The following is a 22302-nucleotide window of genomic DNA, read 5'->3' as shown; positions in this document are numbered from 1 at the left end:
TTGGGGCGGCCCGGCGGCTGGCCCTGGCCTTGCCCCCACGCTCCCCCGCTGCGCGAGGTCCGCTGCCCCCCGAGGGGGCTGATCCGGCTTGGGGCGGCCCGGCGCCGGATCTGTTTGCCGCCACGCTACCCCGCAGCGAGGGTCGCGATCAGACCTTTCTCAGCAGCTTCTTTCTCACCAGGTGGATGTTGTTCCTCAAGGCGTAAAGCTCGTCGGTGTACGACAGCGGCACCACCACCTTCTCCACTTTCGATTCCATCGCATCGAGCTGTTCGACCAGGTCGGGTGCCTTCTCGGGTGAGGTCTCGAAGCGCTGCTCCACGTCGCGCAACTCGGCATACCAGCGGAACACCCGCTTGCGGATGCGGAAGGTGTAGAGCGGTGGCACGATGCGCGAGAGCGGCAGGGCCAGCGCGAGGATCAGGCCCATGGCCAGCCACATGCGTTCGATCAGGTTCGCCAGCCAGAACGGCAGGTAGCGCTGCAGGAAGGGCGCGCCGCTCTTGATGGCGCGCGAGGCCTCCGGCGACACAGGCACTTCGCTGTGCTCGAGGCTGGGGTACTCGCCCGCCTTGCTGAACCAGCCGGAGCCACCGTGCAGCCCGGTGGCCGTTTGTGCAAACAGCTGCAGGATGGCGGGGTGGGTGCGGCTTTGGGCCAGCAGGCTGGTGGTGGAGGCCACCAGCCGCACGTCGCGGGTCGGGATGTTGCGCGCCAGGTCCACCACGCCCTGGGGCATCACGACCGGCGTGAGGTAACCGAAGCGCCGGGAATAAGCCTCGCTCTGTGCGAAGTCCAGCAGCTTCACGCCCGGGGTCTGCAGCAGCATCTGCACCATCAGCGACTCGGGGGCCGAAGCGAACACCAGGGCGTCGATCTCGCCGCCGAGAAAGGCGACGGTGGCCGGTGTCTGTTCGAGTTCGCTCAGGCTCATCTGTGTCGGGTCGAGCCGGTTCACCTCGAGCAGGGTGGCGAACAGGCGCGGCACTCCGCTGCCGGCGGTGCCCACGTTCACCCGCCAGCCGGCCAGCTCGGCGAGGTGGTTCACCGTGGGGGACTTGCGCAGGCGCCGGGCCGAATCCTCGCGGTAGAACAGCCACAGCGGCTCCACGAACAGGCTGCCCAGCGAGGTGAGGCTGTCTTCCTCGTCATAACCGACGTCGGCCGTGCCGCCCTGCACGAACCCGAGGTCGGCCCGGCCGCTGCGCAGCAGTTCGAGGTTGGCCGAGGAGCCTTCGGATGACAGCAGTTCGACCGTGATGCCGTCGCGCGCCAGCGACTCGGCATACCGTTTGCCGAACTCGGCGTAGGCACTCTGGTCCGGCCCGGTGGCCAGCACCACCCGCTTGGGCGGGTTGGGGTCGAGCCACCAGTAGGCCGCCACCAGCAGCGCGATGGTCAGCACGGCGAAGGGTCCGAACGACGCCAGCATTTCGCGCAGCGAGATGAGCGTGTAGCGAAGCGTTTTGGGCATTCCGTGACCTTAGCACGGGCCCCGGTACCCGGGACTCAGGGCGCCGGCTCCAGGCTCATGACGGTGTAGGCGCCGTTGACCTGCAGGGCGGTGAAGCGCACCTTGTCGCCGGCCTTGACCTTGCCCAGCAGCGCCGGGTCGCTGACCTGGAACACCATGGTCATGGGCGGCATGTCCAGGTTCTTGATCTCGCCGTGCTTGAGCGAGATCTTGCCGGCGGCGGTGTCCACCCGGCGCACCTCGGCCTCGGCCATCGGCAGCGCCTGGTCCGCGGTACCGGTGCGCTTGAAGCCGCTGCTGTTGCCGCTGTAGTGCTGGTAGACACGTCCCGTTCCGTCGGGCTGCACCAGCACCACGTCGTAGGCGTCGCGGCGCGCGCCGTACACCGCGCCATCCATGCCCGGACTGCCAACGGGCATGCCGGGCACGGCCAGGCCGATGGCCTTGGGCTTTTCAGCCAGCAGGCGGCGGATCTCGCGCGCGTTCACGTGGCCTTCGATCACGTAGCCACCGATCAGGCCGGTGTGGCAGGAGCCGAACTTGTCGGGCAGGCCCAGGCGCTTGCGCACTGCGGTGTTGCCGGTGTCGAACACCTGCACCTGGAAACCGTCGGCCTGCAGGTAGGCCACCCAGTCCTGGCAGCAACCGCAGTTGGGGTCTTTCCAGACCTGCAGCACCGGCAGCGCGGGCGCCGTTTGTGCCCAGGCGGGCAGGGCGGCACCGGCAACGAGGGCTGCGGCTGCGCTGAAGAGGGTACGTCTTTGCATGGTGGTCTCCTGGGGGTCAAGCTTTGGGGGTGACGCGGATGGTGCCGCGCATGCCGGCCTCGAAGTGGCCGGCGATCAGGCAGGCGAATTCGAAGTCGCCCGGGCGGTTGAAGGTCCAGACGATGTCGCCGCGCTTGCCCGGCGCCACGTGCGCCATGTAGGGCTCGTCGTGCTCCATGTTGGGAAACTTCTTCATCATCTCGGCGTGCGCCTTGAGCTCGTCGGCGGTGCCGATCACGATCTCGTGCATCACCTTGCCCGCGTTGGACGCGCGGATGCGCAAGGTCTCACCGGCGCGCACCTCGATGTGGTTGGGCGTGAGCTTCATGTCGTCGGTCATGCGGATCTCGACGGTGCGTCTGGCCTGCGCGGGCTCGCCCGCGATGCCCCAGGGCTTTTGCTCCTTCACCACCGGGCCGGCCGGTTTGCCGTGCTGTTCGCCGTGGGCAAAGGCGCGCGGCAAGGCCAGCACCAGGGGAAGGGCGAGCAGGCTGCGTCGGGTCTTGAAAGTCATGTGGCTTCTCCTTGCGAGGTTCAGTGGTGGCCGCCATGCCCGCCGGCGGGCTTGCGCACGGTGGCGGTGGGTGTGGTGGTCGTGCTGGTCGGGACGGGTGCGGCGGGACGGGCGGCCGTGGGTGCGGCGCCGGTCTCCACCAGCCGCGCCTGGGTGCCGGGCGGCATTTTGTAGACGCCGGGGTCGGAGTAGTCGCCGGGTTTCTGGTCGGCACGCACCTTGAGCGTGGTGAACATGCCGCCCATCTCGATCGGGCCGTACGGGCCGGTGCCGGTCATCATGGGGAAGGTGTTGGCCGGCAGCTCCATCTCCATCTCACCCATGTCGGCCATGCCCCGCTCGCCCATCACCATGTAGTCGGGCACGGCGCGCTGCAGGGGCGCCACCAGGCCGCGGTGGTCCACCCCGATCATGGTGGGCACACCATGGCCCATGGCGCCCATGGTGTGGTGGCTCTTGTGGCAGTGCATGGCCCAGTCGCCCGGTTCGTCGGCGATGAACTCGAGCTGGCGCATCTGGCCCACGGCCACGTCGGTGGTGACTTCGGGCCAGCGCGAGCCCTTGGGCGTGGGACCGCCGTCGGTGCCGCTGACCTCGAATTCGATGCCATGGATGTGGATCGGGTGGTTGGTCATGGTGAGGTTGCCCACGCGCACCCGCACCCGCTCGCCCAGGCGCGCCACCAGCGGCGTGATGCCGGGGAACACGCGGCTGTTCCAGCTCCAGATGTTCTGCTCCAGCATGGTGTTGACCTGCGGCGTCATGCTGCCGGGCTCGACGTCAAAGGCGTTGAGCAGGAAGCAGTAGTCGCGTTGCACGTCTTCGATCAGCGGGTGTTTCTGCCTCGGGTGGGTGACCCAGAAACCCATCATGCCCATCGCCATCTGTGTCATTTCATCGGCGTGCGGGTGGTACATGAAGGTGCCGGGGCGGCGCGCCACGAACTCGTAGACGAAGGTCTGGCCCGGCTTGATCTGCGGCTGGTTCATGCCGCCCACGCCGTCCATGCCGTTGGGCAGACGCTGGCCATGCCAGTGGATGGTGGTGTGCTCGGGCAGGCGGTTGGTCACGTAGATGCGCACCCGGTCGCCCTCGACCACCTCGATGGTCGGGCCCGGGCTCTGTCCGTTGTAGCCCCACATGTTGACCATGAAGCCCGGCGCCATCTCGCGCACCACCGGCTCGGCCACGAGGTGGAACTCCTTCACACCCGCGTTCATGCGCCAGGGCGCGGTCCAGCCGTTGAGTGTGACCACCGGGTTGTAGGGACGGCCGGCTCCGGTCACGCCGGCAGGTGTCCAGGGAGGAGCGGTGTCGGCCGAGGTCTGCTGCATCGGCTCGGGAATGGCGGCCAGGGCCACACGGCTCACGCTGGTGGCCGCGACGGCGCCCACGGCGGCGCCGGCGAGCCAGTTTCTGCGGTTCATGCTGTTGTTCATGTCAGTGTCCTGCCGGGGTGGCGCCGGCACCTGCGCCGGGGCTGGAATCGTTGTCGGGACCGGCGTAGCGGGCGCCGGCAAGCAGGGCCTGCCAGTCGGCCTGGGCACGCCAGAAATCGCGGCGGGCCTGCAAGGCCGAATCAAGCGACTGCATGCGTTCGCGCGCGCTGGCCAGCAGCTCCCAGCTGCTCTGCAGCATGCCGTTGTAGCGCAGCAGGGTTTCCTGCTCCAGCGCGGCCTGCAGTTTCGCCACCACGTCCTGCGCGTGCACCGCGCGGGCGTGGCTCATCTGCAGCTGGGCCCAGGCCTGACGGGCCATCGAGCGCCGCTCGCCCGCTGCGCGCAGCAGCTTCGCCTCGGCTTCGACCGCACGTTCGAGCGGGTGGTCACGCAGCAAAGACAGGTTGTCGATGTGCGGTGGCGTCGCTGCGGTGCCGGGGTCGGGCAGGGCGGACAGGGCGGCGTCGACCGCGTCGTTCCAGGCTTGTCGCCGGCCCGAACTCAGGGCGATGAGATCGCGCTCGGCCAGGGTGCGCTGCTGCGCCAGCAGGGGATCGGCGCGCAGCACCGCGGCCTCCAGCGTTTTCTCGCTGAGGCCTTCGCCCGGCGCCAGGCGCGCCGGTACGGCGGGCAGGCTGGTCGGCAGCCGCGCACCCAGCTGCGCCACCGCCTCGGCGTCCCACAACCCGATCTGTTGCGCCAGCCGTTCCTGCGCCATCAGCGCAGAACCCTGCGCAGCCACGCTCGTCTGCCAGGCGCCGGCTTCCAGCAGCTGCTCACGCAGCAAGCGGGCCTGGCTCCAGTTGCCCGCTCCCACCATGCGCCGACCGAGTTCGCTGCCGGTGCGGGTGGCCTCCCACATTTCGGCGGTATGGCGCCAGCTTTGCTGCGCGGCCACGGCGTCGATCCAGGCGCGCTGGAGCTCACGCACGTGGTCGGCATAGGCGACCTGCACGGCGGCCTGTTCCGGCGCGTTCATGCCGGCGCGGGTGAACAGGTCGGGGCGCTGTCTGAGCGAAAGCCGCAAGGCCTGCGCGAGGTCCAGCGGGGCACCGGCTGCGCTGCCCTGGGCGGGGGCCGGCGCGGTCTGCCCCGGGTTCTTTGCTTCCCAGCGCAGCAGATCGATGTGGCCGCGCGGGAATTCGGCCACGCGCTGGTTGGCGCGCTGCCAGATCTCGCGCGCCCGGGCCAGATCGGCGGGGCGTTCCTGTGGATCGGCCGAGCCAGTGGCGGGCAGTACCAGGGGGACGGCGCTGCTCGAGGTGTCGGGGTTGGCGGCCTGCAGGGCACCGGGCATCTGTGCCTGCGCCGGCCACCAGGCGCAACAGGCGAGACTCAGCAAGGCCGTGCGCAGGCGGGTACGGGACAAAGGCGGTGGGTTCCGCCGAAAAACCATCATGGGGATCTCCTGACATCACAAACCGACGCCCGCTTGCGACCCGTTTCGGGCCGTGGCGGACGCACCTCGGGCGTGTGAAGTCAGGAAATGGGTGGCTTGACGCCGCGCCGGGCCTCGCTGCTGGCGAAATGCTCGGCGGGCCTGGCCCGTACGCTGTGCGCGGGCGGCAGGACTTGCAGGGGAGTGGTGGCCATGGCCAGCGCAGGCCCGTTGCAGACATCACACGCGGCGTGCGAGTGCTCGCCGTGGCTGTCCTGCGCGGCGTGGTCGGTGGTGGCACCCACGGTGTGGTCGGGACAGGGGTGGCCACTGTCTGCGGACAGGGCGGCCATGTTGTGCGCCGGCGCGCCCAGCATGTCCATCGCCATGGCATCGCCCACCCAGCCGCGCAGGGGCAGCAAGGCGATCATGAGGACGAGGAACCAATGGCGCATGGGTGTGGATGATACGGGCGGCATGGCATGGGTTCCATTCAGGGCCATGGATGGCGACCTTTCAGGCGGGGCATTGCAGCACCAGCGCCTGCAGCGGTTGCGTCAGCGCCGCGTTGGTCACCACAAACGCCACCCGTTGCACCGAACCGGCGGGCAAGATGAGCCGGGCGCTGCCTCCCTGGCTGGCAGCCCAGGGCGCGACGGGCTGGTACAGACTCACCACGTGATCGTGACGCAGATCTTCACCCGCGTTCTCGCCCCGCGTGACCTTGCTCACCAGTCCATCCTGCAGCACTGCCCAGTAACCAGCGGCATCGGTGCCGGGGACAGCTGCGATCGTTGCGGTGACCACCTGGCCGTCCCGGCGCAAGTGCAGGGCAGGCGCCGAGGCCGGGGGCAGCCCACCCAGGTTGCTGGCGCGCTGGCCGCTCCAGTTGCGGTGATCGCGCCCGTTGAGCACCACCTGGGGGGTGTAGACGTGCTTGCCGCCCAACGCTTCTTTCAGCCGGTACTGCCGGGCCGTCGTTTCGGTGGTGGCGAACGGATCGCGCCAGCCCAGGTGATTCCAGTAGTTCACGTGGAACGAGAGCGCCAGCACGTTGTCGGCGGTCTTCAGGGTGGACAGCCAGCGATCAGCGGGAGGGCACGAACTGCAGCCCTCCGAGGTGTAGAGCTCCACCACGGCCGGCGGATGAGGGCCAGAGCGCACCTCGCAAGTTGGGGCGGCAAGCGAGCCGGCCGCCAGAAACACGCTGGTGAGGGCAACAAGGCGGGGCAACGTGTTCGGCATGGCCATCTCCGTGGGTGGGAATGGCTGTGAGTCGGCCTCGGGGTCCCGGGCTTACAGCCGGGCCGATCGGCGGTGGCTTCAGCGAACGTCGGGTGCCACGCCGAAGCGCACCGGCTCCGCTGTGGGCGCCGGCTGGGTCAGGCGCGCCTTGGCCGGTGCCGCGGCCAACGCAGGTGGCAGGGCCATGCCACGCTCCTGCATGACCGCGCGCAGACGGTCGGGGTAGTCTGTGATGATGCCGTCCACGCCCCAGTCGATCAGGCGGGCCATGTCGGGCGTTTCGTTGACGGTCCAGGGAATCACGCGCAGGCTCTCTTCGCGGGCTCGTTGCACCACGGTCTGGCTCAAGTCGTTGAAGTTGGGTGACCAGACCTTGCCACCGGCAGCCGCCACCATGGCGGGCGCGTCCCTGTGCTGGGAGATGCGCAGGCCAGCGGTCCATTCGCCACTTTCCAGGTTGTTCGAGCGGGGTCGCTGGATGGTGAGAAATGCCAGTGCCATGTCGGGCGCTTGCCGTCGGGTGGCCGCATTCAGGCTCCAGTCAAAACTCTGCAGGTTCGAGCGCCGCGCCATGCCGTGCGCGTTGACCACGTCCAGCACGGCGCGCACGAATGCTTCGGGCTCGGTGGACTCTTGTGGTCGCGAGGGGTTGCGCTTGAGTTCAATGTTGAACCGCACGTGATCGGCTTTGAGACGCTTCACGTGTTCAAACACCGCGGCCAGCGTCGGAATGCGCTCGCCATCGCTGGCCTGCTGCAAGGCGAAATCGCGCGCGAGCTGGCTGGCCGGGTTGATGCGCCCCACGTCGAACCCGGCCAGTTGGGCCGCCGTGAGGGTGTTGAGGGCCGGCCCGCGCGCCTGCAACCAGCGCCCGCTGGAGTCGCGCGTGAGGTCGGGGTTGAGCGTGGTGTCGTGGTAGACCACCGGCACGCCGTCGGCGCTCAGCAGGATGTCGATCTCGATCGTGGAGACTCCGATGGTCAGCGCCCGTTCGATGCCGGCCAATGTGTTCTCCGGCGCCAGCCCGCGTGCGCCTCGATGACCTTGCACATCAAATGCGAGGGCCGCGCCAGCGCACCACATCGACAGGCCCAGAGCCGTGGTGCAGCCCCATCGCAACCAGGTGAGCCGTTGCGGTGGAAGCGGTGGGTTGCAGTTCATGATTTGCCTCCTTGAAAACCGGGGGATTGTCCCAGTGCATCAAGGCAGTGACAAGTCAATGCCCCAGGATCTTCGAGAGGAAGTCGCGGCTGCGTTCGTTCTGCGGGTTGTTGAAGAATTCCTCGGGCGTGTTCTGTTCGACGATCTGGCCCTGGTCCATGAAGATCACGCGGTCGGCCACGGCCTTGGCAAAGCCCATCTCGTGCGTCACGCAGATCATGGTGATGCCCAGGTTGGCCAGCTCCACCATCACGTCGAGCACCTCCTTGATCATCTCCGGGTCGAGCGCGGAGGTGGGCTCGTCGAACAACATGATCTTGGGCGTGAGGCACAACGCGCGCGCGATCGCCACGCGCTGCTGCTGGCCACCCGAGAGTTGCAACGGGTATTTGCCGGCCTGCTCGGCGATCCGCACACGCTGCAGCTGGATCATGGCCTTTTCCTCGGCCTCCTTTTTGGGCATCTTGCCCACCCACATGGGTGAGAGCGTGAGGTTCTCCAGCACGGTGAGGTGCGGGAACAGGTTGAACTGCTGGAACACCATGCCGACGTTCTTGCGCACCTGGTCGATGGCCTTGATGTCGTCGGTGAGCTCGATGCCGTCAACGGTGAGATGGCCCTGCTGGTGCTCTTCGAGACGGTTGATGCAGCGGATCAGGGTGGACTTGCCGGAGCCGGACGGCCCGCACACCACGATGCGCTCGCCCTTGGCCACGTCGAGGTCGATGTCGCGCAGCACGTGGAAGTCGTTGCCGTACCACTTGTTGACCTTGTCGAAACGGATGATGGATTCAGTCATGTTGTTCTTTCAGCGCGCCTTGCTGGCGGAGAGTTGCTTCTCGACCCACAGGCTGTAGCGGGACATGGCGAAACAGAAGATGAAATAGACGAGCGTGATGAACAGGTAGGCCTCGATCTTGAACGGGCGCCAGTTCACGTCGGAGTTCAGTGCCAGCGACAGCGCGCCGGTGAGTTCGTACATCGAGACGATGGTCACCAGCGAGGTGTCCTTGAAGATCGAGATGAAGTTGTTCATGATGCTGGGCACCACCATGGCCAGCGCCTGCGGCAGCACGATCTTGCGTTGCGTCTGCCAGTAGCTCAGACCCAGCGTGTCGGCCGCTTCCAGCTGCCCCTTGGGGATGGCCTGCAAGCCCCCGCGAATGATCTCGGCCATGTAGGCTGCGGCGAACAGGGTGATGCCCACCACCACACGCACCAGCACATCGATGGTCACACCTTGCGGCATGAACAGCGGGAACATGAACGAGGCCATGAACAGCACCGAGATCAGCGGAACGCCGCGGATGAGTTCGATGTAGACGATGCAGGCCGACCGGATGGCCGGCAAGTGGCTGCGCCGCCCCAGGGCCACTGCGATCGACAGCGGGAACGCCAGGAAGATGGACACCGTGGCCAGCAGCACCGTCAGCGGCAGGCCGCCCCACAGGTCGGTGCGCACGTCGGACAGGCCGAACACGCCACCACCCATGAGGATGAAGAAGATGGCCATCACCGCCACCCACATCAGCGCCAGCCAGGGTTTCCAGAACACGCGGATGCAGCTCACCACCAGCGCTGCCAGCATGAGGCTGGTGGCCAGCACCGGGCGCCAGTGCTCGTCGAAGGGGAACCGGCCGAGCAGGATCAGCCGGTACTTTTCGGTCACCACGCCCCAGCAGGCGCCGATGCCGCGCACGCTCTGGCAGGCCTCCGCGTTGGCGCTGAAGACAGCGTTGCCCAGACCCCAGCTGTAGAGCTTGGGCAGGAGGTAGACGACCAGCGCCAGCAGGAACAGCGAGGTGATGCTGCTGCGCACGTCGCCGAACATGTTGGTGCGAACCCAGGGGGCCAGGCCGCTGGTGCGCACCGGGGACGGGCGCGCGGCAATCGGAACGTAGGTGTCTGGCATGGGTTACCTCTCCTTGATGGCCATGCGGTCGTTGTACCAATTCATGAACAACGAGGTGGACAGGGAGGTGGTCAGGTAGACCAGCATGATGATGGCGATGCACTCCACCGCCCGACCCGACTGGTTGAGCGTGGTGTTGGCGATCGAGACCACGTCGGGATAACCCACGGCCACTGCCAGCGACGAGTTCTTGGTGAGGTTCAGGTACTGGTTGGTGAGCGGTGGAATGATCACGCGCATGGCCTGCGGCAGCACCACCAGGTTCATGGTCTGCCTGGGTGCCAGGCCCAGCGCAGCAGCGGCTTCCTTCTGCCCCAGGCTCACCGACTGGATGCCGCCTCGCACGACCTCGGCCACGAACGCCGAGGTGTAGAAGGTCAGGCTGATGAGCACGGCCATGAATTCGGGCGAGACGCTGCCACCGCCTTCGATCATGAAGCGACCCGCTTCGGGCACCGCCCACTGGGTGGGCATGCCACCGGCCAGCCAGCCTGCGATGGTGCCGGCGACGACGATGGCCAGCGTGGGCCACAGGGGCTTGCGAAGCCGGCCGGTCTTCTCGAACTCGCGCAGCGCCCAGCGCCGCCACACCCAGGACAGCAGGACGCCGGCGACCAGGCCGGCCAGCACGAGCAGCCAGCCCTCGCCCTGCATGGGGCGGGGAAAGGCGAAGCCGTCCTTGCTGAGGTAGAACAGGTCGCCCAGGTTCCAGGCCTCGCCCGGTGGGGGAAGCACCTCCACGAAGAACAGGTACCACATCAGCATCTGCAGCAGGATGGGCACATTGCGGAACAGCTCCACGTAGCCGTAGCAGATGCCGCGCACCAGGCCGTTGCGCGAGAAGCGCCCCACGCCAAGCAGCACACCGAGGATGGTGGTGAGCACGATGCCGATCACGGCCACGCGCAGCGTGTTGAGCACACCGACCCAGATGGCCTTGCCATAGGTCTCGCTCGGGTCATAGTTGATGAGCGTCTCGCCGATGTCGAAGCCGGCGGAGGCGCCCAGAAAATCAAAGCCGCTCTGAATGCCGCGGATGCGCATGTTCTCCTGCGTGTTGTACGCAAGGAACCACACGCCCAGGCCAATCAGCACCAGGGCAATCGCCTGGTAGATCAGGCCGCGCGCGGCGCGGCTGCGCCAGGACCAGGCCGGTCTCGGGGGTTTGGTGACGGAAGTCAAGAGAATCTCCTGGTGGAGGATGGGTGCCCGCAGGCCCCAGATGCGACAACGCCGGCAGGAAAACCAGGCCGGCGTTGTCAACCCGGATCGCGCGATCAGCGAACGGGCATGGGGTACATCAGGCCGCCCTTGTTCCACAGCGCGTTGACGCCGCGCGGCAGGCCGATCGGGGTGATGTTGCGTTCGTAGGCTTCACCGTAGTTGCCCACGGCCTTGACGGCGCGCACGGCCCAGTCCTTGTCCAGACCCAGCAGCTTGCCCGTGTCTTCGGTGCCGCCGCCCAGCAGGCGCAGCACGTTCGGGTTTTTGCTGTCGCGCTTCATGGCGTCCACGTTGGCAGCGGTGATGCCGAGTTCTTCGGCTTCCAGCAGCGCGTAGCCGACCCATTTCACGATCGCAAAGAACTCGTCGTCACCACGGCGAACGGCCGGGCCGAGGGGTTCCTTGGAGATCAGCTCGGGCAGGATCATGTGGTCGTCGGGCTTGGCGGCTTCCTTCGAGCGGATCGAGGCCAGGCCCGAAGCGTCGGTGGTGTAGGCCTGGCAACGGCCGGCGAAGTAGGCGGCGTTGGTGGCGGCCAGTTCGGCGAACACGATGGGGCGCAGGTTGAGGTTGTTGGCGCGCGAGTAGTCGCTCAGGTTGAGCTCGGTGGTGGTGCCGGACTGCACGCAAACGGTGGCGCCCTTGAGGTCTTTGGCGCTCTTCACATTCAGGGCCTTGGGAACCATGAAGCCCTGACCGTCGTAAAAATTGACGCCGGTGAAGTGCAGACCCAGCGATGCGTCGCGGGTGAGCGTCCAGGTGGTGTTGCGCGGCAGCAGGTCGACTTCGCCGGACTGCAGGGCCGTGAAACGCTGCGCTGCATTCAAGGGCACGTAGCGCACCTTGTTGGGGTCGTTGAGCACGGCCGCGGCGACAGAGCGGCACACGTCCACGTCCAGACCACTCCACTTGCCCTGGCTGTCAGCGGCAGAGAAGCCGGCCAGGCCGGTGCTGACGCCGCAGATCAGCTCACCGCGTTTCTTGATGGCATCCAGGTCCTTGCCTGCATGTGCCGGCAGGCTGGCCAGGGTGGCGGCTGCGCCCAGGCCCAGGGCCGCGAGTTTCAGGGTCGTTGTCTTCATCGGGTCTCTCCGTTGTGTTTGAAAGGATGTCTGTCGGCGTTACCGGCGCACCTGTTGGGTGCACCAGACGACCGCAACCGAATGTATCCCTGGCCTTTTGGACCCTGGATCGGGGTTTACGTGGGAAAGCCATGCAAAAAACACATGCCGACACGTCGAGCCACCCACGGTGGTACCCCTACCGGTGTCGGCATGCAGCTTCCGTGCCAAACACCGGCAACGCCGAGGTCCCAGTCGCGACAGGCCGGTTTTCACATCGGCGGGTCGACCCGTATCCTTCGGTGGCAGACCAAAAACATGGAGACAGGCACATGACCCGAATCACCCCTGAGGGCGAAAGGCCTTCGGCCCAGGCGCACCACCGGTTCTGGCCCAGGCGGCTGCCGCTGCGGCTCTCCCCGCCAGCCACCTCGCTGTGGCACAACCTGGCGGTGAGCGCCTTGCGCTACCCCGACAAGCCCGCGCTGGTCTTTTTTGACCAGGTGATCACCTACCGCCAGCTGTTCGACCAGGCGCAACGGCTCGCGGCCCACCTGCGCTCGCAGGGTGTGGAGGACGGCGACCGCGTGATCCTGCTGATGCAGAACTGCCCGCAGTGGGTCGTGGCCCACTTCGCGATCCTGCGCGCCAATGCGGTGGTGGTGCCGGTCAATCCGATGAACCGGTCGGACGAACTTCAGCACTACATCACCGACCCCGATGCGCGCGTGGCGGTGGTCGCCGCCGACCTCGCCGGTGAGCTGCTCAAGGCGAACGCGGCCGTGCCGGCGGCCGGGCGCCTGCGCCACCTGGTGGTGTCCCACTACAGCGAAGCCATCGGTCCCCAGGCCGATGTGCCTGCCGCGTGGCGCGACTGGCTGGGCACGCACCATGCCACGCCCGATCTGCCCGGTGGCTCGGTGTGCGACTGGGCCGGCGCACTGGCCTGCACGGCGCCGGCGCCCGAGCACAACCGCGTGCCGACGGATCTGGCCGTTCTGCCCTACACCAGCGGCACCACCGGTCTGCCCAAGGGCTGCATGCACCCGCACAGCACGCTCATGCACAACGCGGTGGCCTGCAGCGTGTGGGGCAACGGCGCCGCCGAGAACGTGATGCTGCTGGTGGTGCCGCTGTTCCACATCACCGGCATGGTCACCGGCATGCACGCCGGGGTGTACACCGGCGCCACCATCGTCATGATGCCGCGCTGGGACCGTGAACTCGCCGGGCGGCTCATCTCGCGCTGGCGTGTGACCCACTGGACCAACATACCCACCATGGTGATCGACCTGCTCGCCAGCCCGAGCTTCGAGGAGTACGACCTCTCCAGCCTGGTCTACATCGGCGGTGGCGGTGCGGCCATGCCGCAGGCGGTGGCACAGCGACTGCTCGAGCTCTTCGGGCTGCGGTACGCGGAAGGTTATGGCCTGACCGAAACCGCCGCACCCTCGCACAGCAACCCGCCCGATGCGCCCAAGCAGCAGTGCCTGGGCGTGCCGTTCCTGAGCACCGAGGCCCGGGTGGTGGACCCGCTCACCCTGCAGGAGATGCCGCAAGGCGAAGCCGGCGAGATCATCATCCACGGACCCGAGGTGTTCGACGGCTACTGGAAACGGCCCGAGGCCACCGAGGCCGCCTTCATCAGCTTCGAGGGCAAGCGCTTCTTCCGCTCGGGCGACCTGGGCCGGGTGGACGAGGATGGTTACTACTTCATCACCGACCGGCTCAAACGCATGATCAACGCCAGCGGATTCAAGGTCTGGCCGGCCGAGGTCGAGCTGCTGATGTTCAAACACCCCGCCATCGCCGAGGCCTGCGTCATCGCCACCACCGACGCCTACCGTGGCGAGAGCGTGAAGGCGGTGGTGGTGCTGCGCGAGTCGCACCGGGGCAGCACCACCGAACAGGAGATCCTGGACTGGTGCCGCGAGCACATGGCGATCTACAAGTGTCCCCGCAGCGTCGAGTTCGTCAGTGCCTTGCCCAAGAGTGGCAGCGGCAAGGTCATGTGGCGGCTGCTTCAGGAGCAGGAAGCCGCGCGCGCCGCGCCGGCACAATGACGGCATGCCTTCGATCGAGCACATCTTTCACCGCCTCTGGCAGCCCCGGCGCAGCCTGTTCTGGCTCATGCTGGGCTTCAATGCGCTGTCCAGTTTCATGATCGGCTTCCTGCAGTTGACCGATCCGCCCATGGGCATCCGCCTGGTGGTCAGCGTGTTCGCGCTCACCAATTCCCTGATCGGCTGGTGGCTGACGGTGCGCCTGTGGCGCGAGACCGATCCGGACCGGCCCGCAGACCCATCCACTTCCCCTTAGGAGACGCCATGTTCAACGCACTCGTGATCACCCAGCCCGAGAGCGGCTACCGCTGTGACCTGACCCGCCTCGACGAAGCGCAGTTGCCCGCCGCCGGCGATGTGACGGTGCGCGTGGACTGGTCCACCCTCAATTACAAGGATGGCCTGGCCATCACCGGCAAGTCGCCGGTGGTGCGCAGTTTTCCCATGGTGCCGGGCATCGATCTGGCCGGCACGGTCACGCACAGCGACCACCCGGCCTGGAAGAGCGGCGACCGCGTGCTGCTCAACGGCTTCGGCGTGGGCGAGAACCACTGGGGCGGGCTGGCCCAGCTGGCCCGCGTCAAGGGCGACTGGCTGGTGGCCCTGCCGCAGGGCCTGAGCGCGCGCGACGCCATGGCCATCGGCACCGCGGGCTACACCGCCATGCTGTGCGTGATGGCGCTGCAGCGGCACTGGATGGAGGCGGGTGTTGCGCCCGGCAGCGGCGAGGTGCTGGTGACCGGTGCCAACGGCGGGGTGGGCAGCGTGGCCGTTTCCTTGCTGGCGGGTCTGGGCCACACGGTGGTCGCATCCACCGGCCGTCTGCAGGACGCGGAGCACCTGAAGTCGCTCGGCGCTTCGGCAGTGATCGACCGCAACACGCTGGGCGCGCCCGGCAAGCCCCTGCAGAAGGAACGCTGGATCGGTGTGGTCGATTCGGTGGGCAGCCACACCCTGGCCAACGCCTGCGCCAGCACGCGTTACGGGGGCGCCGTGGCCGCCTGCGGCCTGGCCCAGGGCATGGACCTGCCGGCCAGCGTGGCGCCCTTCATCCTGCGCGGCATCACGCTGCACGGCATCGACAGCGTGATGGCGCCGATGGCCCGGCGCGTGGCCGCCTGGGACGCCCTGGCCAGCACCCTGAACCGCGGGCAACTCGCGGCCATCACACAGGAGATCGGTCTGGCCGAGGCCATCGCCGCAGCCACCGAATTGCTGGCCGGCAGGGTGCGCGGGCGGCTGGTGGTGGATGTGAATCGTTGAAGGGCTCCCGCACGGCGTGTTACAAACGCGGGGGCAGAGGTGGGAATACGCATCCCTTGAATGCGTTGTGTTGGTTCATGGCCCAAACAACAAAACAGATCGCTGACCAGTGAGCATCTTCACCACCATTCTGGACACCGTCACACAACGCCTGACGAGCACTCCCGCCCGTCACGATCCCGCCACCCTCTCCCGCATCCGCCGTGCCATGGTCGACCTGCTGCCACCCGACGCCGGCTGGGAAGACGAGCGGCTGCGGCACCGGTTGCTGGTGGCGGTGGACCCGAAAAGCCTGTGGTTCCTGCGGGTGGAGCTGCACCAGCGTCTGTGCCGCTCCATGGGTGAAGAGGCCGCGCTCGAGAGCGTGCAGGCCCTGTGGCCGCTGTTCGAGGACAGCATCGAGCCGGCCTTGCTGGGCAAGCGCCCGGGCCGCCGCGGCAGTACCCGCCGCGGTGACGCACCCCGCGCCCGCTGAAGCGCCTCAGGCCGGGTCGCTGACCGTGCCCTGGTAGGCGTGCCAGGTGGCGTGACCCACCACCGGCCCCAGCACCAGCAAGCCCAGAAACAGCGGCAGCATCGCAAGAATCATGAGCAGCGTGATCAGTGCACCCCACTGCAGCATGACGCCGGGGTTCTGCACGCAGGCCCGCATGCTGGTGAGACCGGCTGAAATCGCATCGACCCGGCGGTCCAGGATCATCGGGATCGAGATCACGCTGGTGACGAAGATCAGGCCCGCGAACACGCCGCCGACCACGGTGTAGGTGATCAGGAACGACAGGTTGTCGGGATTGAACAGCTGGGCCAGCAGGTTCGCGGTGGATGGCATGGTGTTGAAGGTGACGGCAAACACCACCAGCGATGCCCGGCCCCACAGCATCTCCAGGATCAGCAACACGCCGGCAAAGATGGCCATCGTGCCCTGGGTGGGGCGCCACGCCAGCAGCGAGGCGCGCAGCGAAGGCTGCTGCCCGTTCTGCAAGGCACGGCTGGTGTCGTACAGGCCCAGGCAGAGGAAGGGGCCCATCAGCAGAAAGCCCGCGCTCAGTGCCAGCACATATGCCGGCGCGGCGCGAAACACCGCCAGCAGCGCATGTCCCATGAGGAAAAAACACAGGCCGTAGAAGAGTCCTGTGCGCGGACAGCGCAGGAAGTCGGCCCATCCCATTCGCAGCCAGCGCAGCGGGTCGCCCGCGTTCAGCTCGGTGATGCGCAGGTCGAACACCGAGGGCGGGCGCGGGGGTTCGCCGGGCTGGTCGGTCGCGGGTGTGGCTTCGTTCATGTCTGTCTCCTCTTTGCCCACCGATTGAACCACCAACCGGTGGCCTCAGGCCGCGGCCGCTTCAGGCGTGCCGACCCGGCGCATGTGCAGCGCCAGCGCCGCGTCCAGCGTCTGCGTGTGCCGGCTGAACCAGGCCCCGAGCTCGGACGCCATCTGGCGCACCGGTGCGAGGTCACCGCGCTGCGCCTGGCCCAGGCCTTCGCGCAGGAGGTTGAGCACCACGCGGTGTTCCATGGTGTGCTGCCCGGCCGTGGCGAACGCCTCGCGGCGCATCCAGTCGTCTTCGGTGCCGAAATGCGCTGCGGCGTGCTGCACCAGTTCCTGCCAGGCCGGCACCACCTGGTCGTCTGGCGCCGCCTGGGCGCGTCCCAGCAGTTCCATGAACTCGCGGTTCATCTCGTCCATGGGCTCAAAGCCCAGCCACAAGGCCGGCGTCCATTTCAATACCTGCATGTTTGCTCCTGCGGCCATCCACCTGGCCTGTGCGCAGCATGCCTGCGGGCTGGCGCCGGTGTTTTGATCCAGCGCATGAAAGCGGTTCAGATGACCCGGAGGCGGCCAGTAAACTGCCCCACCATGACCAGCGAATTCCAGCCCCCCTACGTTCCCCTGCAGCAGCTCGATGCAAGCCTCAAGTCCACCGGGTTCGCCCTGCTCGGCGCCGCCAGCGTGGCCGCCTGGCTGGACGCCAGCGCCGACGAACTGCGCTCGCTGCACGGGGGCTGGGACCACCTGCCGGCCGATGCCTACCTGAAGGACGGCGGGCGCTACCGCAGCCGGCGCCACAGCTGCTTTGTGGTGCAGGGCGGGCGCGTGCAGCAGGCGCCCCACCGGGCGCATTGGCAGCCGCTCGAATACAACGCGCTGCACGGCGGCATGCAGCGCTGGTTCGAACCCATGGAGCCCGCCGTCGTGGCCTTGCCGGTCTGGGGCCGGCTGCTGACCCGTCTGGGCGAAGCGGCCAGCGCGTTGCGCGGTGAGCAGCCCTGGTTTGTGGAAGCCCACCCGTTTCGCATCGACACCACCGACGGCATCGGGCGGCCCACACCCGAGGGCGCGCACCGCGACGGCGTGGATCTGGTGGCCGTGTTCATGGTGGGTCGCCAGGGCATCAAGGGCGGCGAGAGCCGCGTGTTCGAGGCCAACGGGCCGGGCGGGCAGCGCTTCACGCTGCGCGAGCCGTGGTCGCTGCTGCTGCTCGACGATGCGCGCGTGATCCACGAGAGCACACCCATCCAGCCGCTGGAAGGCGACGCGCTGGGCTGGCGCGACACGCTGGTGGTGACCTGCCGGGCGGGCGGTTTTCAGGGCGACTGAACCGGGGCCGCCGGGCTCAGCGACGGATCGCGTTGGGGAAGTACATCGCGGTGAGGCTGCGGCTGTGCACCGGCGAAAAACCGTCGGCGACCACCGTGGTTCCGCTGCCGTAGCGGCGCCATTCGCGCACCCAGTGCAGCTGGTCGCACACCTCGGCCAGACCGACGGTCTCCCGGTCGCCGATCAGGATGCCGTGCACCCGCAGCGCCAGCCGTTGCCGGGCATCGCGCAGCTGCGCCAGGGTGTGGTGCGTCACGCCGAACTCGCCATCGCTCACGATCAGCAGGTCGGCGTCGTGCCAGTCGGTGGTCTGCACCAGTTCGATGGCACGCTCCATGGGCGTCTGCACGTCGGTGCCGCCATCGAAACTCTGGCCCATGAGATCGAGCAGGTGCGACAGGCCCTCGGCGTCCAGCGCCAGGTCGCGCTCCAGCAGCTCGTCGGGGCCGCCAAAGGCCAGCAGCCGGCAGGCCCTGCGCAGCGCATGCGCGCTGCGCAGGGCCTGCAGCACGCAGGCCTTGGCCACGTTTTCCGGCGCGCCACGCATCGATCCCGAGGTGTCCAGGCACACGATGAGCGGGCCGCGTCCAGCATGGCCGGGGCTGCGTCGCCGGGGCTGGGGTTCGGGTTGCGGCAGCGGGCGCTGCGACTGCTCGCGGGCCCGGTCGTCGTAGGTGAGCAGCTGTGCTTCGGCAAAACGCGCGCGCCACAGGCGGCGCAGCACCGGGTGGGTGAGGTGGAGGCTTTCGCCGCCGGTCATGCGGGCGAGGGTGCGCGAGCGGCGCACACCATCCACGGCGGTGGGTTCGGGCCGCCGTTCTTCTTCATCGGCCGGATGGCGCACCGCGGGCATCGGTTCGCGGGCATCGGGTCGGGTGGTGAGCGCAGGTGGGTGGGGCGCCTGCTCACGCCGGCCCACACCGTCGATGAAGCGTGCGAGCTGTGGCAGGCGCTGCAGCAGTTCGCCGATGCGACGCGCTTCACCCCATTCGCGCCGGTTCAGGTGACCCTGCAGATCGTCCCAGCGCAGGTGCGCCAGATCGCCCAGCGACTGCAGCAGCGAGAGCACCTCGTCCCAGCCCTGGCGCTGCAGGTCCCAGCTGTCGCGGAAGTCGCTGCGCATGCGCGCGATGGCCTGCTCGCGCGGCTCGCCGCCCGGGCGGTCGATGAGGCTGTCGAGGTGCCACAGCAGGCTCTGCATCACCTGCCGCGTGAGGGGTGCGCTGCCTTGCGTGAGGGTCAGCAGTTCAAGCTCGACCAGCAGCGGGCGCAGCGCCTGCGTGGCGGCGGCGTCGCCAAAGTCGTGGGCGGCGTCGGGCAGGGCGCCGGCCAGGAGGGCTTCCATCCAGCGCGTCAGGTGGGGCAGGCGCTCGGCAGGCTGGCCACTGCTGCACACCACCGCCCATCGCCAAAGCTCGCGGGGCAGGGCGTCGAGGTGGTGGTAGGGCGTGGCCGGCTGGCCGGGCCCTTCGACAAGCTCAGGGTGATCGGAATGAGGCCCTTCGACAGGCTCAGGTTGAACGGGGTTTGTTGTCGTGCGATCGACCGATCCAACCGCCCGGGCTGAGCCCACCCCCGTTCGGGCTGAGCCTGTCGAAGCCCTCACGGGGTTTCCCACGACACCGGCGCAGGGCGATCCACCTTCGTTGCATCCACCGGCAGGCATGCAAAGCCGTTGCGCGTGGTCTGGAGCTGTGTCAGCAGCGACGCGACACCGGCGCAGCGGCCCAGGTGCACCGCCTCGATCTGTGCCAGCCACGACGCAGGCAGCCAGTCGTGTGCGCGTGCGGCGCCCAACACGCTCGCCGCGGTGGTGGTCAGTTCGTTGTGAAGTTCGACCAGGCGCGCGAGCAATTCGTCGGTCTGCGCCACGCGGGCCTCGATGTGCACCGGGCTGTAGCGCCGCTGCGCGCGCTCGCTGGTGATGCGCACCATCTCGCTCTCACCGGCACCGGGTCCGGCGATCGACCGGGCCAGCGCGACCTTGCCCGCGCTGTCGTCCTGCGCGTCGGCCGGCGCTCGCCGCTCGATGTCGAGCTGCTGCTCGAACGCCGTCACCGCGCGCTCCAGGCCGTCCAGGGGCAGCGGTCCGGTGAGCGCGACACGGTGCAAGAAGAAGTCGGTCCAGCCCGTCACGTGCGACGTGTCGCTGGCGAGCACAAAGGGGAGCAACCACAGGTCCCACCCGTCCACCTCGCAGGCGCCCCGGCTGGCGGCCTGCAGTTGCAGCAAGGCCACCCACTGGCGCCAGCGCCGGTCGGACACGGTCTGCCCGGTTTGCCGGGCGTGCTGGCGCGCCTGCAGCAGCAGCGCCAGCACGGTCTCGCCGACCACGGTGCGGGGCGCCTGGGCGCGCAGTGCATCAAGCCGCGCGCGATCGATCAGCGCCTCGGGCGGTGCGGCGGCGGGGGCTGTCACGCTGGTTTGCAGCAGCGCCGCAAAGTGGGCGTCGTCGACGGGCTGCACCGGCACGCGCAGCAGGAAGCGGTCGTGAAAGGCGAGCAGGCTGTCGTCCTGCGGCTGTTCGTTGCTGGCACCCACCAGGCACACCAGCGGCACCGGCAGGCGCTGGCTGCCGTTGTCGAACTGGCGCTCGTGCAGCAGACCGAGCAAGGTGTTGAGGATGGCCGAGTTGGCCTTGAACACCTCGTCGAGAAAAGCCACTTCGGCGCCGGGCAGGTAGCCTTCGGTCAGACGCTCGTAGCGGTCGTCTTCGAGGGCGCGCAGCGAGAGCGGGCCGAACAGTTCCTCGGGCACGGTGAAGCGCGTGAGCAGGCGCTCGAAGTAGTGCGCGCCGGGCAGCAGCCGCTGCAGCCGGCGCGCCAGCTCGCTCTTGGCCGTGCCCGGCGGGCCGAGCAGCAGCACGTGTTCACCGGCCAGCGCGGCCAGCAACAGGGCGCGTGCGGCCACGTCGCGCTGCAGCAGGCCGCGTTCGAGCTCGGCGAGGGCGGGCGCCCAAGGGCTGTGTCGAGCAGGGGCGTGTTCGGGCATGGCAGTCATTCTGCCGCCCGGTCTTCAGATCCGCTCGAAGATCGCGGCAATCCCCTGGCCACCACCAATGCACATCGTCACCAGCGCGTAGCGACCCTGAACCCGGTGCAGTTCGTGAATGGCTTTCACCGTGATCAGTGCGCCGGTGGCGCCGATGGGGTGGCCCAGCGAGATGCCCGAACCGTTGGGGTTGACCTTGGCCGGGTCCAGGCCGAGGTCGCGCGTGACGGCGCAGGCCTGGGCAGCGAAGGCCTCGTTGGCCTCGATCACGTCGAGGTCGTTCACCGTCAGTCCGGCTTTCTCCAGCGCGATCTTCGTGGCCGGCACCGGGCCGATGCCCATGTATTTCGGGTCCACGCCGGCATGTGCGTAGGCCACCAGGCGCGCCAGCGGCTTTGCGCCACGCGCCTTCGCTGCACCCGCTTCCATCAGGACCACGGCCGCGGCGGCATCGTTGAGGCCCGAGGCGTTGCCGGCGGTCACGGTCCCGTTTTCTTTCAGGAACACCGGCTTGAGTTTGGCGAGGTCTTCCAGCGTGCAGTCGGGGCGGAAGTGTTCATCGGTCGCCCACGACACGTCGCCCTTGCGGCTCTTGAGCACCACCGGCACGATCTGGTCCTTGAAGCGGCCTTCTTCGGTGGCGCGCTGTGCGCGGTTGTGGCTTTCCACCGCGAGCCGGTCCTGGTCGTCGCGGCTGATGCCCCACTTGGCGGCGATGTTCTCCGCCGTCACGCCCATGTGGATGGTGTGGAAGGGGTCGTGCAGCGCGCCGACCATCATGTCGACCATCTTGGTGTCACCCATGCGGGCGCCCCAGCGCATGTTCAGGCTGGCAAACGGGGCACGGCTCATGTTCTCCGCGCCGCCGCCGATGGCCACGTCGGTGTCGCCCAGCAGGATGCTCTGCGAGGCCGAGACGATGGCCTGCAGGCCCGAGCCGCACAGGCGGTTGACGTTGAAGGCGGGCGTGCCCTCGGCGCAGCCGCCGTTGATGGCAGCCACCCGCGAGAGGTACATGTCTTTGGGTTCGGTGTTCACCACGTGGCCGAACACCACATGACCCACATCCTTGCCGTCCACGCCGGCGCGGGCGAGGGATTCGCGCACGACCAGTGCGCCGAGTTCGATCGGTGGCTGATCCTTCAGGCTTCCGCCGAAGGTGCCAATGGCGGTGCGCACGGCGCTGACGATGACGACTTCTCTGCTCATGG

22 protein-coding genes are annotated in these 22302 nt (G+C 68.1%); 5 read left to right on the top strand and 17 right to left on the bottom strand.

Annotated features, from left to right (window positions below):
• Positions 1-148: 148 nt before the first annotated feature.
• From QUV35_RS05010 to QUV35_RS04950, 12 genes are all read right to left on the bottom strand, one after another.
• On the bottom strand, positions 149-1474 hold the full coding sequence (locus tag QUV35_RS05010) for a TAXI family TRAP transporter solute-binding subunit (protein WP_300871317.1): 1326 nt from the start codon (positions 1472-1474) through the stop codon (positions 149-151).
• A gap of 35 nt (positions 1475-1509) precedes the next feature.
• Positions 1510-2241 carry a DUF411 domain-containing protein gene (locus QUV35_RS18880; protein WP_366945394.1) on the bottom strand — a complete coding sequence of 244 codons (732 nt, stop codon included), beginning with the start codon at positions 2239-2241 and terminating at the stop codon, positions 1510-1512.
• A gap of 16 nt (positions 2242-2257) precedes the next feature.
• The gene (locus QUV35_RS04995; RefSeq protein ID WP_300871315.1) at positions 2258-2755 is read right to left on the bottom strand and encodes a cupredoxin family protein; all 498 of its coding nucleotides are present in this window, start codon (positions 2753-2755) and stop codon (positions 2258-2260) included.
• 20 nt (positions 2756-2775) lie between these two features.
• Entirely contained in the window at positions 2776-4182 is a 1407-nt protein-coding gene (locus tag QUV35_RS04990) for a copper oxidase (RefSeq protein WP_300871328.1), read from the bottom strand.
• Between the two features lie 13 nt (positions 4183-4195).
• Positions 4196-5563: a hypothetical protein gene (locus QUV35_RS04985; RefSeq protein ID WP_300871314.1), complete on the bottom strand. Its 1368-nt coding sequence runs from the start codon at positions 5561-5563 to the stop codon at positions 4196-4198.
• Positions 5564-5673: 110 nt separating this feature from the next.
• Positions 5674-6075, bottom strand: a complete 402-nt coding sequence (locus QUV35_RS04980; RefSeq protein ID WP_300871312.1) for a hypothetical protein — start codon at positions 6073-6075, stop codon at positions 5674-5676.
• Between the two features lie 13 nt (positions 6076-6088).
• Entirely contained in the window at positions 6089-6817 is a 729-nt protein-coding gene (locus QUV35_RS04975) for a thioredoxin family protein (RefSeq protein WP_300871311.1), read from the bottom strand.
• Between the two features lie 78 nt (positions 6818-6895).
• Positions 6896-7978 (bottom strand): glycerophosphodiester phosphodiesterase, encoded by a 1083-nt coding sequence (locus QUV35_RS04970; RefSeq protein WP_300871309.1) that lies wholly within the window; start codon positions 7976-7978, stop codon positions 6896-6898.
• A 55-nt stretch (positions 7979-8033) separates the two neighbouring features.
• Entirely contained in the window at positions 8034-8777 is a 744-nt protein-coding gene (locus tag QUV35_RS04965; RefSeq protein ID WP_300871307.1) for an amino acid ABC transporter ATP-binding protein, read from the bottom strand.
• Positions 8778-8786: 9 nt separating this feature from the next.
• The gene (locus tag QUV35_RS04960; protein WP_300871305.1) at positions 8787-9890 is read right to left on the bottom strand and encodes an amino acid ABC transporter permease; all 1104 of its coding nucleotides are present in this window, start codon (positions 9888-9890) and stop codon (positions 8787-8789) included.
• Between the two features lie 3 nt (positions 9891-9893).
• Entirely contained in the window at positions 9894-11072 is a 1179-nt protein-coding gene (locus QUV35_RS04955; RefSeq protein WP_300871303.1) for an amino acid ABC transporter permease, read from the bottom strand.
• A gap of 95 nt (positions 11073-11167) precedes the next feature.
• Positions 11168-12196 (bottom strand): amino acid ABC transporter substrate-binding protein, encoded by a 1029-nt coding sequence (locus QUV35_RS04950; RefSeq protein ID WP_300871301.1) that lies wholly within the window; start codon positions 12194-12196, stop codon positions 11168-11170.
• A gap of 311 nt (positions 12197-12507) precedes the next feature.
• On the opposite strand from QUV35_RS04950, the gene QUV35_RS04945 reads away from it, so the two are divergent.
• From QUV35_RS04945 to QUV35_RS04930, 4 genes are all read left to right on the top strand, one after another.
• Positions 12508-14238, top strand: a complete 1731-nt coding sequence (locus tag QUV35_RS04945) for a long-chain fatty acid--CoA ligase (protein ID WP_300871299.1) — start codon at positions 12508-12510, stop codon at positions 14236-14238.
• Positions 14239-14242: 4 nt separating this feature from the next.
• On the top strand, positions 14243-14494 hold the full coding sequence (locus tag QUV35_RS04940) for a hypothetical protein (protein ID WP_300871297.1): 252 nt from the start codon (positions 14243-14245) through the stop codon (positions 14492-14494).
• A gap of 8 nt (positions 14495-14502) precedes the next feature.
• Positions 14503-15501: an MDR family oxidoreductase gene (locus QUV35_RS04935; protein ID WP_300871295.1), complete on the top strand. Its 999-nt coding sequence runs from the start codon at positions 14503-14505 to the stop codon at positions 15499-15501.
• 109 nt (positions 15502-15610) lie between these two features.
• On the top strand, positions 15611-15976 hold the full coding sequence (locus tag QUV35_RS04930) for a hypothetical protein (RefSeq protein ID WP_300871293.1): 366 nt from the start codon (positions 15611-15613) through the stop codon (positions 15974-15976).
• Positions 15977-15982: 6 nt separating this feature from the next.
• On the opposite strand, the gene QUV35_RS04925 is transcribed toward QUV35_RS04930, so the two are convergent.
• Positions 15983-16783 (bottom strand): DUF2189 domain-containing protein, encoded by an 801-nt coding sequence (locus QUV35_RS04925; RefSeq protein WP_300871291.1) that lies wholly within the window; start codon positions 16781-16783, stop codon positions 15983-15985.
• Between the two features lie 45 nt (positions 16784-16828).
• Positions 16829-17236: a bacteriohemerythrin gene (locus QUV35_RS04920; RefSeq protein WP_300871289.1), complete on the bottom strand. Its 408-nt coding sequence runs from the start codon at positions 17234-17236 to the stop codon at positions 16829-16831.
• 123 nt (positions 17237-17359) lie between these two features.
• Here QUV35_RS04920 and QUV35_RS04915 point away from each other — a divergent pair, with 123 nt between their 5' ends.
• On the top strand, positions 17360-18100 hold the full coding sequence (locus QUV35_RS04915) for a 2OG-Fe dioxygenase family protein (RefSeq protein WP_300871287.1): 741 nt from the start codon (positions 17360-17362) through the stop codon (positions 18098-18100).
• 16 nt (positions 18101-18116) lie between these two features.
• On the opposite strand, the gene QUV35_RS04910 is transcribed toward QUV35_RS04915, so the two are convergent.
• From QUV35_RS04910 to bktB, 3 genes are all read right to left on the bottom strand, one after another.
• Positions 18117-19499, bottom strand: coding sequence for a VWA domain-containing protein (locus tag QUV35_RS04910; RefSeq protein ID WP_300871286.1), 1383 nt, complete (start codon positions 19497-19499; stop codon positions 18117-18119).
• 203 nt (positions 19500-19702) lie between these two features.
• Complete coding sequence (locus QUV35_RS04905) at positions 19703-21091, bottom strand: AAA family ATPase (RefSeq protein WP_300871284.1); 1389 nt, start codon at positions 21089-21091, stop codon at positions 19703-19705.
• A 24-nt stretch (positions 21092-21115) separates the two neighbouring features.
• Entirely contained in the window at positions 21116-22300 is a 1185-nt protein-coding gene (gene bktB, locus QUV35_RS04900; RefSeq protein WP_300871282.1) for a beta-ketothiolase BktB, read from the bottom strand.
• Between the last annotated feature and the right edge of the window lie 2 nt (positions 22301-22302).

The organism is Hydrogenophaga sp. (assembly GCF_030373225.1).
Taxonomy (GTDB): Bacteria; Pseudomonadota; Gammaproteobacteria; order Burkholderiales; family Burkholderiaceae_C; genus Hydrogenophaga.
The sequence above is the reverse complement of the archived record's forward strand: the minus strand, read 5'-3'. Positions and strand labels throughout refer to the sequence as shown.

Coding starts and splice junctions, on each gene's coding strand:
- QUV35_RS04945 (WP_300871299.1), top strand. CDS start 12,508: ATGACCCGAATCACCCCTGAGGGCGAAAGGCCTTCGGCCCAGGCGCAC.
- QUV35_RS04980 (WP_300871312.1), bottom strand. CDS start 6,075: ATGGCCCTGAATGGAACCCATGCCATGCCGCCCGTATCATCCACACCC.
- QUV35_RS04965 (WP_300871307.1), bottom strand. CDS start 8,777: ATGACTGAATCCATCATCCGTTTCGACAAGGTCAACAAGTGGTACGGC.
- QUV35_RS04950 (WP_300871301.1), bottom strand. CDS start 12,196: ATGAAGACAACGACCCTGAAACTCGCGGCCCTGGGCCTGGGCGCAGCC.
- QUV35_RS04975 (WP_300871311.1), bottom strand. CDS start 6,817: ATGCCGAACACGTTGCCCCGCCTTGTTGCCCTCACCAGCGTGTTTCTG.
- QUV35_RS04920 (WP_300871289.1), bottom strand. CDS start 17,236: ATGCAGGTATTGAAATGGACGCCGGCCTTGTGGCTGGGCTTTGAGCCC.
- QUV35_RS04940 (WP_300871297.1), top strand. CDS start 14,243: ATGCCTTCGATCGAGCACATCTTTCACCGCCTCTGGCAGCCCCGGCGC.
- QUV35_RS04960 (WP_300871305.1), bottom strand. CDS start 9,890: ATGCCAGACACCTACGTTCCGATTGCCGCGCGCCCGTCCCCGGTGCGC.
- QUV35_RS04990 (WP_300871328.1), bottom strand. CDS start 4,182: ATGAACCGCAGAAACTGGCTCGCCGGCGCCGCCGTGGGCGCCGTCGCG.
- QUV35_RS04995 (WP_300871315.1), bottom strand. CDS start 2,755: ATGACTTTCAAGACCCGACGCAGCCTGCTCGCCCTTCCCCTGGTGCTG.
- QUV35_RS04935 (WP_300871295.1), top strand. CDS start 14,503: ATGTTCAACGCACTCGTGATCACCCAGCCCGAGAGCGGCTACCGCTGT.
- bktB (WP_300871282.1), bottom strand. CDS start 22,300: ATGAGCAGAGAAGTCGTCATCGTCAGCGCCGTGCGCACCGCCATTGGC.
- QUV35_RS18880 (WP_366945394.1), bottom strand. CDS start 2,241: ATGCAAAGACGTACCCTCTTCAGCGCAGCCGCAGCCCTCGTTGCCGGT.
- QUV35_RS04905 (WP_300871284.1), bottom strand. CDS start 21,091: ATGCCCGAACACGCCCCTGCTCGACACAGCCCTTGGGCGCCCGCCCTC.
- QUV35_RS04970 (WP_300871309.1), bottom strand. CDS start 7,978: ATGAACTGCAACCCACCGCTTCCACCGCAACGGCTCACCTGGTTGCGA.
- QUV35_RS04915 (WP_300871287.1), top strand. CDS start 17,360: ATGACCAGCGAATTCCAGCCCCCCTACGTTCCCCTGCAGCAGCTCGAT.
- QUV35_RS05010 (WP_300871317.1), bottom strand. CDS start 1,474: ATGCCCAAAACGCTTCGCTACACGCTCATCTCGCTGCGCGAAATGCTG.
- QUV35_RS04925 (WP_300871291.1), bottom strand. CDS start 16,783: ATGAACGAAGCCACACCCGCGACCGACCAGCCCGGCGAACCCCCGCGC.